1 protein-coding gene is annotated in these 18,422 nt (G+C 37.7%); it reads left to right on the top strand.

Annotated features, from left to right (window positions below; genetic code table 11):
• Nucleotides 1–257 precede the first annotated feature (257 nt).
• On the top strand, nt 258–18,287 hold the full coding sequence (locus tag ACMAZI_RS03030; protein ID WP_412473794.1) for a LamG-like jellyroll fold domain-containing protein: 18,030 nt from the start codon (nt 258–260) through the stop codon (nt 18,285–18,287).
• Nucleotides 18,288–18,422: the final 135 nt, after the last annotated feature.

Raw genomic sequence — 18,422 nt, 5'->3', positions numbered from 1 at the left:
GAGTTAAACTATTTTTAATTATAGCAAAAGCTGTAACTCGTTCAATAAACAAGGAATGAGTACAATTCTGCCTCCATAACTACCTAATATTTGTTTAAGCGAGATAATAAATATTATTGGCAATAATTTACCCCTATAAGAAAAACTAAACAAGATTTAAACTAACTTAACGGGATAACGCGTTAAACGTTAACAAATGAAACTAATATCATGGGGTTAGTAGAATAAGTTTATTTAATTTATCAATATATTCACTTGTGATTATATTCCTTTTTACTGGGTGTTCAGATCCCTTAAAAGGCCGCATCGATATTAACTCAATCACTGAGTACGATAAAGTTCCACCTGAAATTGACTTTGTTACCACTGCCGGCCCGATGAACGGTAATAATGATTTTACACTAAGCTACACACTAACTGATGATAACTCTGGTGTAGCAAGTGCCAAGATCCTCTACACACCAGATTTTAATACAACTAATTATTCTGAAGTTACAACTGTTACAGGTAGTAGCAATCAAATAAAATTCTGTGTTCCTAATAAGAATCACCCTGCCCCTGCTTTTAAAATCATTGCTAGAGATGAAGCAGGTAACGTCTTTGAAAAAGAGCTCGGAACTAGTGGACCAAACTTTTCAATTAACTTAGATACTGACCCAACTATCCCAAACTTAACTTCATCTCTAGGTACACTGACAAAAGACCAGCCTACAACCTTAAATATTGATAGTTGCTCACTGAATGCCTGTTCAGGTGATGCTGTCTATTTTGAGCCTCCAACTCAAACAAAGTATGTCTTCGCCAATACGACAGGAACGACTCCTAGTGTCGGTGATGCTTGGGTAAGCTGTGAAACAGCTCTCTCAAGTGGTTATTTACAAAACAATTTTCCAAGTGAAGGACTTAATACTTACTATCTATGGACAAAAACAGAAGATGTAGATGCAGATAGTGTTACTCCATTGAATTTTATTTCAAGTGCTAACACAACAATAGATATTACATACGATAATACTGCTCCTATTGATAACACTGGAACTGGTTTTACTTTTGATAATGATGTTGAAATTGTTGGTGATAATATCCCTGTTCAATGGAGCCTTTTTACTGATCAACAAGTCGTCGATCATCGCATTGAATTATATACTGATAATACATGTAACCCATTAAATCTCTATAATAGCTATACGACTTCTAGTGCCGCAATAACCGATAATACGAATGTTGATGGCCTTGTGGATGGACAATACTGGGCAAAGGTCATAGCAATCGATCATGTGGGACTTGAAGGCTCATCCTCTTGTTCACTCGATAGTGTTTTTGTCGATGCAACTGCACCTGTTGATAATGGAGCGGACTTACAATTTATCGACACATTAGATAATGACGGTGATGATCTTTCTATTTCATGGACAGCATTCAGTGACTTAACACTTACAAATCATCGTATTGAAATCTTTAGTGACTCAACATGTTCAACATCAGTAGGTACATTTCTTACTGGAAGTAGTACTAATTCTGACAGTGCTGCTGTGGACGGATTAAATACAGGAGACTACTGGGCAACTGTTACAGCAATTGATGGAATAGGAAGTGAAACAACTTCAAACTGTTCTACAGATACCATAAGAGTCGACAAAGACTCACCTATTGATAATGGAGCAGATTTACAATTTAGTGCAGCTACTGATATTGATGGAAATAGTATTGCTGTTACTTGGACAGCATTTTCAGACCCAGATGGTGTTGTCGACCACAAACTTTATACATACACAAATAATACTTGTACGCTTGGTGAAACAGATCATGGAGCAACTTCAAGTGGTACAAATTCCAATGCTACAAATATTACTTCTCTTGCCGACGGCCAATACTGGGCAATCGTTGAAGCATTTGACCCAGGTGCAAATAGTACTAAGTCTGCATGTTCAACAGATTCAATTATTGTTGATTCAACTCCACCACTAGATAACACGGCCAGTGTCCAATTTAGTGCAACACATGAAAACACAGGAAATAATATTGCTGTTTCATGGACAGCTTTTACAGACTTAACTCTAAGTGATCATCGACTTTATACCTACACTGATTCAAGTTGTACTTTAGGCATGGTTGATCACGGGTTAACAGGCTCAACGACGACTTCATCTAGCATCATAACTGGACTGGCCGAAGGTACTTATTACGCTAGAGTAAGAGCTTATGATGCCATGGGCTTTGATACTCTATCAGCATGTTCTACAGATTCAATCGTAATTGATAAAACAGCTCCTGTTGACAATACTGCTGATGTTCAATTTACAAACGATTACAATAATACCGGTGACAACGTTAATGTGTCTTGGACAGACTTTTCTGATACATATTTAAGTGATCACAGAATTTATACATACACAGACTCTGCATGTACTTTAAATGAAGTCGATCACGGCTTAACTGGTAGTGCAACGAGCACCAATGCTGCAATCATTGATGGATTAAGCGATGGTACTTACTACATAAAAGTAGTTGCCTATGATTTAGCTGGTAATGAAACAACAAGTGCTTGTTCTACTGATGCAATTACCATTGATACAACCGCCCCTACCGACAACACAGCAAACCTCATCTTTGCAGATACTCATGATATTGATGGTAATGATCTAAATGTATCATGGACGGCATTTACAGACACAAATGGAATAGCTGATTATCAAGTTCTAACTTACACAAACTCTTCTTGTACATTAGGTACAGTAACTCATCCTTATATAGGAAGTAACGCTTTAACTGATTCAACTTCTATTGATGGCCTTGCCGACGGAACTTATTTTGCAAGAGTTCGCGCAATGGATAGCGCAGGAAATACAACATTATCAGCTTGTTCAACTGACTCGATCATTGTTGACTCAACACCGCCGCAAGATAACACAGCAAATATCCAATTTACTCTTACTCATGAAAATACTGGAAATAATATTGCCGTTACTTGGACTGCGTTCTCTGATTTAACATTAAGTGATCATGAAGTTTATACATATACTGACTCATCTTGTTCTCTAGGTGAAGTTAATCACGGACTAACAAGCTCCACAGCAGCATCTGCAAATAATATAACAGGGCTTGCCGAAGGTATTTACTACGCAAGAGTTAGGGCCCATGATCTCATGGGATTTGATACATTATCTGCTTGTTCTACTGACTCTATCGTAATCGATAAGACGCCACCAACTGACAACACGGCCAATATCCAATTTACAAATGACTACAACAATACAGGAAATAATATAGATCTTACTTGGACGGGTTTCACTGACACTTATTTAAGTGATCATCGTATTTTAACTTATACAGATGCTGCTTGTAGCTTAAATGAAGTAGACCATGGACTAACAGGAAATACGACAGTTGCTAATAATACGATTGTTGATGGACTTACAGATGGTGTTTATTATGCAAAGGTTGTTGCAATTGACCTTGCAGGAAATACGACAGAATCAGCTTGTTCAACAGATGCAATTACAATTGACCTTATTAATCCAACAGATAATACGGCCGATCTTCAATTTGCTGATCTCTATGATAATGATGGAAATGATATTAGTGTAAGCTGGACAGCCTTTACTGACCTCAATAGTATTGCTGACCATCAAATCTATACGTATACAGATGCAGCTTGTACTTTAAATGAAACAATACATCCATTAACAGGAAGTGGCACTAACTCTGATGCCGTAACAATTGATGGACTCACAGATAATATCTATTATGCAAAAGTATTAGCTTTTGATAGCGCAGGTAATTCAACTCTTTCTGCTTGTTCTACAGACTCAATTGAAGTCGATACAACTCCTCCGACAATTGGTGCAAGAGAAGTTGTGGGAACAGTTGTTACAGGACAACCCCTTGGTCTTTTCAACCTAAGTGATTGTAACGATGTAACTCATGTGAAAATCACAAAAGGACTTGGAGCTCCACCACTTGCCGCAGACTCAGGTTGGCAAACTTGCGATACTGTAAATTATTCGATGACATTTGATGATCTCGATGTTGGAGCAAATAATCTTCAATTTTGGATTAAAGACGTTGCAGAAAATGTGCAACCTTCATTTATTGCCCATCAAGTTTTCTTTACACCACCACAATTAACGGTAGAAAATGGGCCAACAATTAATACAACTATTGCAGATATTTCCATTGATTACTGTACAGAAGCTGGAATAACTGAGGTTATTTTCAAAGACGTTGACGGACAACCTGCTGCGAGTGATCCTGATTGGCAAACTTGTACAACAGCGATTGGTGGACTTAAATCTTATACACTTACTCCAGGTGATCATACACTAAAAGTATATCTTAAATATGAAGACACAAGCATCTCTCTAAATGCTATTGATCTGCCTCTTCGATATGATCCTGTCATCAACTGGGTTGAGTCTCCAGTAATAAATAGACCTCATGTTTCATTTACTTTTGAAGCATGTGATGGGATTAGTGAAATTTTAATTAATCAAGGAACACAACCAGCACCAGGTGATCCACAATGGCAAACTTGTTCAACATCGGCCGGGGCCATTACACATACACTAACAAGTGATGGAGAACAAACTCTAAACTTCTGGTACAAAGATTTAAGTAGTAATGTTCTAACAGGTTACTCTCAAGTTAACGTAAACTTTGTACCTCCTAGTGCTTACTTAGCAAATGGAACTGATCTTGACACAAATACAGCTGCTATTTCAATTGATAGCTGTACTGATATTTCAAAAGTATATGTAAAACTCGATGATACAATGGAGCTTCCACCTTCAGTCGCAGACTTTACAACTGGCGATGGCCAAGACTGTACGACTGCGATGAATGCTATCACTTCACCAATAATTCCAGCAGAAGGGATACACACACTTGATGTATGGTTCTACTTTAATGATGGATATACATTAGATCCGTGGCATGAAAGACTTACTGTTCGTTATACTGCTGTTGATTCAACACCACCTCCAGTTTCTGGAGGAGATGGAGCAGCTGTTCCTTTGGCAATGACATTAAACAATGGAGATGCTAGCTCTCCGCCAATTTTATTAGATAATGCATCTCGTGCTATTTTTACTTTAAACACTTGTGAACCAAATCCTCCAGTTGCAATGACAGGGACAGTAGATATAACGGCATCGACAACTAGTGTAACTGGTACGGGAACGCTTTTCACAAGTGAGATCAGCGTTGGAGATTATATAAATATTGGAAGTGAGATTTTAAAAGTCGCTTCAATAACTAATGATACATCATTAGAACTAGTTTTCCCTCACACTGCGGGAGCAACTGGTCAAAGTATTACAAAAGAATACCCTGATGATGTAATTACAGACATGATCGTAACAAAGAGCTCAACGGCCCCTGATGCCGACAGTCCAGACTGGCTAACATGCTCTAATTCTGCAGAGCTTTTAAAATCAGCTTCACTTACTCCAGATGGAGTATATACATTATATGCATGGTTTAAAGATGCTAGTGGAAATGTTTCGACAACTTCTCTCACTCAAGATGTTGAAGTTCAAGCAAATGGGGATTTAACTCCACCTCCGAGGCCAGAAATCATAGTGGAAGGAGCACCTGAAGTTGCGAGTGCACCTGTTGGTATGACTGTAGTTGACTGTACAGATGTCGATCAAATTTATCTGAAGCCATCTGAATATCCATCTCCATATGTTGCACCAGATAAGGATCAATCAGGTTGGCAAGACTGTAGTGAAGCAGTTGGTGCACTGACATATCACGTTGACCTTATTGGATCTTATACAATATCAGCATGGTTTAAGGATGCTGCAGGTAATATAAATTCAACTCCAAGAGATGTATCATTCATCTTTAACCCAACTCAAGGAGCTTATCCAGACGCTATAGCATATTGGACAATGGATAACGTTCACAAAAAAGAGGGTCGTATTATCGACGCTCTAGGTGAAAACCATCTTGTCTATTGGAATAATGGCAGCGTAACAAGTACGGCCGGTAGAAGTGATGAAGCAGTTTCGCTAAGTGGAACCAACAGTTATCTATTAACAAAAAATACACCTATTCTAAAACCGACGACCGCTGTTTCTGTCTCAATGTGGGCAAACCTAACAAGTGGTGACACTGGAAACAAGGTTATCATGGGAAATATAGAAGAAGGTGTTGGTGGATATGGATTCAAATTAAATGGAGGAGACCTGCGTTTCTATGCTAGTGGACAATCGGTCTCAATTGCTACTTCTTCGTACACAACAGGTTGGCATCACATTGCTGGTACTTCTGATGGACGATTTATCAATATTTATATTGATGGACAACTACAGGCAACGACAGATTTAGGCTCTCCAGCAAATCTCCAATATGGATGTCCTACAATTCTTGCAGTTGGTACGGATGTTAATTGTACTGATCAGCCGATTATAACAAGTAATTTCGATGGACAATTAGATGAACTAGCAATTTGGGATAAGTATTTATCTGAACAAAATATTTTAAATCTCTATATTGATACATTCAACCAATTTAAGGTTAGTCAACATTCCACTAAGCCAGCAGATATAGCTTCTGCATCTTTCTATGGTGAGACACTACAAAATACAAAATTAACTATTGATACTTGTGGAGATAATAAATTCATCTATATCGATGAAACGACTCACCCACCAACAGTAGATACACCACGTTGGCAACTATGTCGTGAAGTTATTGGTACAGCAATTAACAAGAACCTAACACAAGGTCCTCATGAATTAAAAGTGTGGGGTAAAGATGAATACAATAATATCACTAATGCTTTTTACTATGTAGATACAGTTGTAACATCAACAAATCATTATGAACCAAGTATCCTACATTATACTATGGATAATGATCATATTGATGGATCACTAGTTCAAGAGATCAGATCTGGTTACCATGCAACAAATAATGGTGCGACACCAAGTGTATCTGGAGTCCAAAATGAAGCTTATCAATTTGTAAAAGCAAGTAATACCTACTTAGAGACTAAACATGCCGCACTTTCTCAAGTCGCAGATGAAGTAACCATTTCGATCTGGGCCCAACTGACTGCTAATGATAATCGTCAGCAGGTTCTGGCCGGAAATAGAATCTCTTCTCATGGTTACTCAATTGAAATTGACAACAGTACAAGCGAATTGAAATTCTTTGTAGAAACTAGTGGTGGAACAAGATCAGTTGCAATTGCAACCTCGGCCTACACAACAGGATTTCATAATATCGTTGGTGTCTATGATGGACAAAACACAAATCTATATATTGACGGTATACAAGTTGCAAGTGTTGACCACGGAAGTGTCCTACCTATTCAATACACTTGTCTAGGTTCATTTGTAATTGGTGCTGGAGCAACATGTAATAATGGTGCTGCTCTTGGTACGCATTTTGATAATAAAATCGATGAAGTATTAGTTTGGGACTACTCATTAACTTCAGCAGCTATTACTGAATTATTTGAAGGACAAGATACTGTTCCTCCACTTTCAGTACCAGTTACTCCACGTGATAATCTTTACACAATTGGAATTCCTGTCGCAAGACTCAACGTAGATAACTGTAGCGATATTGCTAAGGTCTATGTAGCACTCGATGATACCAAGCCAACTGGTGAAATTGCTAATTGGCAAACATGTTCAACAACAGATGACCTAATTAAATCGAGCTTATTAGAAATTGGTGCAAATGATCTACGTGTATGGTTTATGGATGAGTCTGGAAATGTTTCTGACACTTCAACTGATTTAACAATCACATATAACTTTGATGCAACCATACCTACTCCTGACTCTTACTACACACTAGACCGAGCAAATCGTGATGGAAGCGTGATCTATGACGTAACAAGTGCTCATCATGGTGAAAACTATGGGCCAATTGAGTCAACGGGTGTTGCCGATGAAGCAATGAGTTTCAACGGTACGAGTGATTATATTGAAGTCTTAAACGATGTATCATTTGAGCCAGCTTCTGAAGTTACTCTATCAACATGGTTTAATGTGGATTCTTTCCCAACTTCAAGACAAGTAATTGCAGGTAACTACAACAACGGCGGTTACGAGATTGCTCTTGATAACGGTGTTGTAGAATTTAAGGTTCAAGCCTTAGGTGGCCCTCAAGTTGCTACCTACTCAACGACATCATTAACTCCAGGAGATTGGACTCACGTTACGGGTGTTTGGAATAATGGAACGATTAGACTATTTATTAATGGAATAGAAGAAGTTAATACTGTTATTGCGGGTAGTGCCGATATTGATTATGCACAAAGCAACTCATTCTTAATTGGAGCATCACCTACAACATCAACAGGCCCATCGGGTAATTACTTTGATGGTAGTATCGATGAAGTTTCTTTTTATCGAGCTGCTTTAAGTGATACTGTTATAAATGAATTATACGAGAGACAATCTAAAGGAGATAAAGCGTATTACGATGTTACTCCTCCATCAATTCCGGTAAACTTAAATATCATTTACTACAACTCATTAGTATCAAGAGCAAATCTAACAGTCACAGACTGTACTGGACTTGATTATATTATTGTTACAAAGAACGAATTCCCTCCGGACAAAAATGATGAGGACTGGCAACTTTGTAATACTTTAACAGGTGGTCTACTTTCAAAAAGACTAGATCCAACTGACAATTATGCAAAGTTTTGGACAAAGGATATTTACGGAAATATTTCAAAAACTTTTGAGTATGTTCCAATTATTACAAAATACGATAAGCCTATTGCAAGACCAGTTGTTCACTGGACTTTTGACGAAGCCCACTACAACAATACCTCAAACGAAGCCTTAGATCGCATCAGTGGCCTAAAGCTTAAAAATGAAGGTTATGAATTAGAGTATGTTGATTTTGATAATGATACATGTCCTCGAACAATGGTACACAATCCAGCATTAGTACCTGTAACAATCGATTCTGATGGTGTTCTAAATAAATCAATGCTTTTTGGCGATGACCGATTCTTGCGCGTTAAGTCTCCTCAGAACTCAAAACTTAAGCCAAGTGATACACTCTCTGTTGCAGCATGGGTTTACTTAACTGGTGACGGTGTACACTCTGATGATCATATCATCTCAAATGAGTTCAATGGCAAAGGTTGGTCAATAAAAGTTGATGCGGCCAACAAGGATGACAAAGGGCTTCGATTTACTGTTCATACAGCAGATGGGCTCCTAGAACCATATCTTGAAACAAAGAACTACACAACAGGATGGCACTTAGTTATTGGTACTTACGATGGACAGAAGGCCAGTCTTTATTTTGATGGTATTTTTGTCAAGTCCTTCTCTAATGCTTCACCATCGCCCATCGTCTATGAGACAGGTGTAAACACTTTCGTTGGGGCAAAAGCATCTACTGGAGATGAGCCAACAAATGGTAAATCACATTACTATGCGCGCTCTGGTTTAAATTGTAACCTATACAATATCGAAGATAGTAACTTTGCAAATAAAATAGATGAAGTCATTATTTGGGATCAAGTTCTAACAGGACTAGAAGCGTCTTCTTTATATCATAATGGTGCAGATATTCTTTATGAGACTGATGTAACGGAACCACCGAACCCTACTTTAACACTAGAAAATACTAGACCAGATTTATTCTCTAATAAAGCATATTTCACCGTTAACGATTGTACAGATATTTCAGGAGTTCTAGTTAATGAAGGGACAAGACCTGACAAGCAGGATGATCGCTGGGAAGTATGTCGAGAAAGACGTGGTTCATTTGGATTAGAAGAACTTACAGAAGGTGGTCACACTATAACGACATGGTTTAAAGATCTAGCTGGTAATGTAACAAGCTCTTCTTCTGACCTAGTTGTAAATTATACTCCAATTGCAACAGTTCCATATTCAAATGCTTACTGGCCAATCGAAAGTGTTGCAAGCGTTGATAGGACTGTCATTGATATTATTGAACATGGTGTACACGACCTTATCGAAGTCAACGTAGATGCTGCCGACAACCCGACAGCAACTTATACCACAGGAAAAGTAGGAGAAGCATTATCCCTTACAGGTAGCCAGTCTTATCTAACAACACAAGACACTGTCTTATTGACACCAGTTAACTTCTTATCTGTTGGTGGATGGTTCTATCTTACACAATCTGATAGTACAAACCGTGTCTATATCGACCGCCACGTCTATTCAACAGCAACAAACAGAGGTGGTTATAAACTCTATCAAAGCGGTGGAAACATACGATTCACACTTGAGCTAGACATTGCAGGAACAATTAATTTAGCAAGTTCAATGGCCGGTGTTACAACAGGATGGAATCATGTAATCGGTATTTTTGATGACCAGGAAGTTAAGTTGTATTTAAATGGCGTCGAAATTGCTACTTCAGGTGTACTACCTGAAAGAGATTTCGTTCGCTACGATGTTCCAACTGATTTTAGAATTGGTGCAGAATCTAATCAGAATAATCTTGCGACAAACTTTTTAAATGAGAAAGTCGATGAAATTGCTGTTTGGGGATATGACTTATCACCAACAGAAGTAGCAACTGCACATACAAAAGGACAGTCATCGACAAGACAAGTTGAGACGATGAATGCACCTTCAAATGTTGATAACGCTTATATATATTTCGATAGTCATTTCGGCCCTTACGCCAAGATGACAATTTTAAATTGTACAAATACTCCTTGGGTATATATTACTTATCAAGGAGCACCACCACCGGCCGATGACAGCGATGACTGGCATCGTTGTGTAACTAACCCTGGTGCTATATTATCTGAAAAGCTTCCAACTGGAACAACTTATGTTGATGTGTATGCAAAGAATGCACTTGGTGATATTTCGACTTTAGCTGGTACAAAAGAAATTGATCCGATTCCAACATATTCAGACTACGATCTAGTAAAGCCTATTTATCATGCATCTTTTGATAATGGCACGATTAACGGTTCAACACTTACTGATCATACCTCACAAGTATCAGCTCAGCTAAATGGAAGCCCAACAATCTCAACAAGTAGTAACGGTAACGAAGTAATATTCGATGGTACTGATGATTATATAGATATTGCTAATAATTTTAGATTTGAAAATCTGTATAACTTTACATTAATGACATGGTTGCATTTAGATAGTACTGATACAGCTACTAGACAAATTATTACAAAGAAAAACTCAAAAGATGACATACGTGTTTATCTTGATAGTGGCGATATTGTTTTTGAAGTAAATATCGTTCAACCATCTGGCTATACTAGAAGTGTTCCTTATGGAATTATTAGATATCCTCTAGAACTGATTCAAACCGGAATGCATCAACTTGCAGTAAAATACGATGGACAAGAATTATCTTTATATATTGATGCTAATCTTGTTGCTCAAGCAGATCCTGGCTATCAAAACTGGTCAACTACGACGATACGTAAAGTTGACTTTGATTTTGTAAGTGGTTTCTATCTAGGAGACAATACACAAGCAGAAAACTTCCAAGGTGCTCTTGATGACTTCATGGTATTCAATCAGACTCTAACTGATGAAGAGATTTTCTACCATTATAAGAGATATGTAGATGAAGTTTATCCAAATGATTCAACAGCTCCTACAACAACGCCAACACTTTCTGTTGTTAACTCGACCATTGGAACAAATTGGCCAACAGATAATCCAAATCCAGTTTATTCAATAAATGACTGTAATGATATCACTGGTGTCTATATCACTGTTGATGCTCAACCAGGGCCAACAAATACATCAAGTGGATGGCAGCAATGTAGTACAAAAGATGGTGCAATCGATTCACCGACACTCACTCCAGGTGTACATACAGTATACTTTTGGTTTAGAGATGCAAGAGGAAATATAAGCTCTCCTCAAAGTATCGTTGTTGAATACACAGACCCACCTCTTCCTCAGCCAGTTGCTTATTGGACGCTCGATCAAAATACGAAAATCGGTAGTATTTTCTACGACTCATCAAACGCTATCAACATCAATAATTTTGGTGCTCAAAATATAGCCTCTGCAAAAGTTGGAAATGGATTAAGTTTTGATGGTGAACGTCAATATTTAAAAACTGATTACGATCCACAACTAAAAGTTACAGATGAATTCACTATCGGTTTTTGGATGGATCACAATATTCCAACGGATGAAGGAAGTGGTGATCGTTTCTTCAGTATGACTGGTGCACAACCGGGTGGAATGGAGATGTATCTAATATGCGATGAACCATCATGTGCAACTAGTAATAAATTTGTTGATTTCAAAGTTAATATCGGTAATAGAAATTATGTACTTGATCTACCTGTTTCACAATTCCCTTCATCTTGGGTGTATGTTCTATACACATATGATGGACGCTATCTAAGATATTATGAAAACGGAACACTCAAAAGAGAGAAAGACTTAAATGATTTTGAAAGTGTAACTTATGATGCTGTTGAAGAAGTTCCTTTTGTTATGGCCGCAAAAGCAGGAGCAGATGAACAAATATCTAAACATTCGAATATGAATATTGATGACGTTGCAATCTGGAGTAAGGCCCTAAATCAATCTCAAATTACAAATCTCTATAATAATTATGCAAATAATAATACGAGAAACTATGATCCACTAAGACCGATTGTAACTCCGGCAAATACAAGAGCTTCTATTTACAACCCAGGTTATAAATCATTTGGTTCAAGACTTCGTCTGACAATGAATGATTGTACAGATACCGATATGATCTTGGTATCTGACTCAACAGTACAGCCAAGTGATACAGATGAAAATTGGCAAGTGTGTAACACAATAGCTGGTGGTATATTAAGCTCGCCTCTACCAACTGGATCGGTAACGCCAAGGGTTTGGGCAAGATCATTTACTGGTGAAGTTTCCGCAGCTTCTGGTACTGCAAATGATCAATCATATACAATGCCAACCTATGTTTCTGACATACCAAGGCCAAGTGTTCACTGGTCACTGGATTCAGCAGCATCTGGCGCTTATGGACATCCTCAAGTTTATGATAACTTTGGTACTGCACATGGATCACTTGATGCCACAACACCACCTGAATCAACTGCAACGAGTGGAGACAATGCTGTAATCGAAGAAGGCTTCAGCTTTAATGGTATCGATGAATTTATTAAGATAAAACCAGATGCAAATACAAACCCAATGTATACAACATCAATATCGGCATGGGCTCATCTCGTAAAAGGCGAAACAAAGCATCGTCACATCGCTGGTAATATTCAAAAAGCAACACTCACAGATGGATCAGGGATTGGACTTAGAGTTAAAAATGGTAATTTACAATTTTATGTGACTGCAAGGTCCCCTGGATCAACAGGAAGCATTCAAACTCTAACTGTAGATTTTGATACAAGTATCTACAATACAGGCCTTCACCATATAGTAGGAACATTTAACAAACAAAAACTAGAGCTATATCTTGATGGTGTAAAAGTAGCGGAAAAATACGCTCAGCTCTTTGATGGAAATTATATTGAAGTTGTTAATGATGATTTCAGTTATTGGAATATTGGTGCAGAAACAGGATATCTACAAACAGCTGAAGTAAACTCTTTCTTTAAAGGCGTTATTGATGATGTCATGATTTGGCACAATGTTCTATCAGAAGAAGAAGTTTACTATCTATACGAATACGGATCAGACCTTCTTCCTACGACACTAGCGGATGGTATTGCTCCAACTGACCCAGGAATAGAGCTCACAGGTAATCTTACAACGACGTCTTCACCATGGAGTCATTTTACAATGCCAACATGTACTGGAGCAAACGGGATTCTGATTAATGCAATCTATGTTAATTCCAGTTCAGATGCACCACCAAGTAAAGACGATATTGGCTGGCAGTATTGTACCCGTGATGAAGGATATGTAATTTCCCATTTACTTGAAAGAGGTGATAACGATATTACTGTCTACTTTAGAGATGAAGAAGGAGATATCTCAGGATCAACATCTTTTAATGTTACCTATATTCCACCAGACTTAATTCATCCACTGGCATACTATACATTTAACACTGAAGATTCTATTAGTGCTGATCACTTTAGAGACTTAGCAGGAAACCTTCATATTATAGCCTCAAGTGATATACCTAAAGTTTCATCTGCAATTGGTGGAAATGCAGTTGAATCAACTCTCTCATCAGAGACAATTAGTAATACTTTTACTTTTGAATACGATATGGAAAGAGACTTTACGATCTCTATGTGGCACTTACCACAAGCAACATCTGAATATAAACTTTTAGAGTATGGACAGCTACGAATTTCGAGAACATCACTAAATCAAATTCAAATTCACATACCTGATATCGGAACATTTACAACAAATCAATCACTGATACCAGCGCAGTGGACACACTTAACTTTTAGAAGAGAAAACAACTCTCTAAAAATATATTTTAATGGAAAACTAATTTCATCTTTTTATACTAAGACAAACAATCTAAAACTTCACAACAGTGGGAAACTATCATTACTAGAAACGAGAGGTCGACTAGATGAAGTCGTTATCTATGACTCACCTCTTACAGAAGATCAAATTGCTTACTTATTCTTCAAGGGAAGTAATCAAGAAAAGCTAGAACTATATCCTTTAAACTATGTTGAACCTGCAGTTCCTGACTTTTACTGGAACTTTAATAACACACAACTTACTTCAAATAGCTTAAGTGGGGTAACAAACTCAGAATCTCTAAATGTGAAAAATGCAGTTACGACAGGGAGTGTTGATGCTATTGAAGGTGAGGCTTTCCAATTCACTCGTTATGAAGATATTTTAGCAGGTGATGATATAAATACCGTTGGCGCAAGACAATTTTTACGATCGGACTCTGTTGCACCAATTGACTTCACTTCAGAGTTCACATTATCAATGTGGATCAAGCAACCGAATGCAGATAGCGCAAATATTTTCACTGATGATAAGAGTGTCATTATTGATCAATGGGGATCAGAGTTTGAAGAGAGAGTTTTTAGACTAGAATATAAACACACTTCTACTGGTTCAGGAAAGTATATACTCTATCTAAGAAATGGTTATGAAACGGATATTACCAAACAAGCTATTAAAGTTGAAACAACATCTTTTAGTGGAATTAATGGCTGGCACCATCTTGCGATTAAAAGAGATGTAAGAAAGCTTGCTATCTTTATTAATGGCCGTGAATACGGTGCCGCTTTAATTGGAACAGCTGCTCAAATTGTTAACAACAATCTTACAACACCTTTAAGAATTGGTGAGTCAGGTCTAAGCGGGCTTGACCTTATGGCAGAAGATGTCTCAGTTGCAGCTGGAACAAATACTATCACTGGTATTGGTTCTGATTTCGAGAATAAGTTCTATAATCATATCCATGGAAGTGTTGATATCATTTCAAATACAACAGTTGTCACAGGTACAGGCACTCGCTTCACTCAAGACTTAACGGTTGGAGAAAGTGTACTCATTGCAGGAGAAGTTCATACTATTGCAAGTATTACAGATAATACAACATTTATACTCGATGCAAATCATTCTTCAGGAGCCTCTGGTGAGAAAGTTAGAAAGGTTATTCCAGGAACAGTTTCAAGTACAACAGGATCAAATATTATTACAGGTGTTGGAACAAACTTTACTTCGTCCCAATTCCCAAATAACTCATATATCACTTTTGGTAACGAGATTGGTCAAGTCGCTTCAGTTGATGGCCCAACACAAATAACTCTAGTCAATAATGCTATCTCTACACAATCAGGAGTATACGCTGAAAGCACAAGTGACTTAAAGCGACTTAAATTAGGTGCTGAGATTTTCGATTCTTACTATGTTAATGATGCAACAACAATTACATTAGGATCAAATCACATAGCTGGTGTTTCAAATGTAAATATGTGGAGAACTTATAATAATACTCATAGTGATGAATATGGATTTGACGGTAGTATTGATGAACTTGCTGTATGGTACGATGCTCTCGACTTCAACCAAATTTATAAATTATATCAGAAAGGATTGGCCAATGAGCCTATTTCAGCGGCACCTACAATAGCATTTAATGGTGTTGGTAATACAACAAATGATTCAACAGTTTCAATCACGCTCAATGACTGCCAAGACTATACTCATGTTTGGGTAGGAACAAGCCTCGACAGTGATCCGCTTGATGGAACTCCAGGCTGGGTAGCATGTACCGATGTAGCAGGTGGACTAACTTCACCTACTCTTACTTCGGATTCACTAAACACTGTTAAGATATGGTTTAAAACGGGATCTGTTGTTAGTTCATATACATCAAGTCTTGATATTACACATGTAACTGGTGATCTCACTCCTCCAGCAATTCCAGCAATTACACTTGAAACAGCATCACCAACGAATCTTTCTTATGCTCGATTTACGATTGGCTCATGTAGTGACATCGCTGGTGTTCTAATAAATTTAACAGGCATTACTCCAAGTGCAATTAATCCAAATTGGAAGAATTGCTCTACGATAAACTCTGCACTTCACTCACCAATTCTTGAAAGTGGAGCAAATACAATAAGTGTATATTTTAAGGATGAAGCAGGAAATGTAACAACAAGCTCTGATTTTGCACTGACATACAATCCAGTAATGATTGCAAAGCCTGGCTTATATTTGAACTACAATAACGAAAACCTAAATAACAATATTATTCTTGAAGAAATAAATGATGATGTATTCAGTCCTTCAGTTGTTCTATCTTTAGAAAGTAGTTATATCGAAGGAGAAACGATAGAGTTTAACGGTACAAGATACCTTGAGGATGTATCAAATACTTTTAATATCACGTCAAACTTTACAATCTCAAATTGGATAAACATCGCAAAACCGACATCTTTCAGTGTCATTAATGATAAATGGAATAGTACAATTGCAGAACAGTCATATCGTAAATTAATCGATAGCAATGGCCGTCTATGCCTAGAGTATCAAACAGTCAACAGTACCCAAGTTTGGAATAATGATTCATACAAGAAGATCTGTTCAACTGGTAAGATAGAGTTTGGTAATTGGAACCATGTCGCTATCACGAGATCAGGTACGAATGTAAACTTCTACATTAACTCAGTAAACGTTGGAAATGAGACCATTGATAATGGCGATCTTGTGAACTCACCTATTCCACTTCGAATTGGTGCAAGTCAGCGTGAAACAAATGGCGTTGGTATTGTTGGAGGTATAGATGAGACAGCAATGTGGAATCAAGAGTTATCTGCTTTAGATATAGAGACTCTTTATGGACGTGGAATGTCTCAAATGCCAATTTTATATACTTCGCAACCTCAAGCAACACCACTTGAAGATATTTTCTGGGGATTTGAGTCTGCAAATTACTCAGCTCCAAACCTAAGTGCAGCAATTGGCTCTAAGGACTTAATTAATGTTCCATCATCAACGCCAAGCTCTGCAACATACAATCCATCGGCACAGATAGGAGAAGCATTTGACTATGCTAATGAGAACTATTTCGAAACAATTGATCATGAAATTAATCTAGGTACAGACTTTACAATTTCAACTTGGATCAACCTTGTTGACGACTCAGACGATGAAGGAACAATTCTCAATAAGTGGAATGAAGCCGATGTAGATGAACAAGAATTTAGATTATATACAGATAATCAATATATTAAGTTCTCATATCATGCGACGACAACAGCTACTGACACCTTCCCAATGCTCGGCTTTGACACAATAACATCAAATGGGCAGATACCACTTACAACGTGGACAAATATTGTCATAACAAGACGTGGAAATGTTATCCGTATGTATATTAATGGTGAGCTAGAAAGTTACAAGGTTATTGGGCTAGAAGCAATGAAGAACATTACAACCGTACCACTAAGAGTTGGTGGTGTTGAAGATGGCGGTATTAACTTCTTCACTGGTACAATCGATAACACGAGTATTTGGAAAAAGCCTTTAACTAAAGAAATGATAAAGTATGTTTATCAACAAGGACAAGCGAATCTTGAGAATCCAACCACAACTCAAGTAAGCCTTGCTAACCCAAGTAATACCATTGTTGACCCAATTGCTTATATGACAATATCAGACTGTAATGGAAATACTAAATACCTAATCCAAGATTCATCTCTAGGTGCTCCAGCAGCTGGCGCATTAACAAATGATTGTACTAGTGAGCTAAGAGGAATCTTCTCTACAGATGTCCCAGCAACAAGTGACACACTCCATATCTACTTAGGAGATGGTACTTCAACTGTTGAAGGTCCATATCCAGTTAATGTCATCTATGCCCCATAATCCAGAAGCGTTAGCGCCCGAAATGAACGCAGGTTGAACCGTAGGTTCAAGTCCAATCAGCATTAATGCAGAAAAAAGGCAAAAAAAAGCCTCCGATACGGAAGCTATCACCAGACCTCCCATCCGGGTCGGTCG

The organism is Halobacteriovorax sp. YZS-3-1 (assembly GCF_047084945.1).
GTDB lineage: Bacteria > Bdellovibrionota > Bacteriovoracia > Bacteriovoracales > Bacteriovoracaceae > Halobacteriovorax_A > Halobacteriovorax_A vibrionivorans.
Note: the sequence above shows the minus strand (reverse complement) of the source record. Positions and strands in the feature narration are given on the sequence as shown.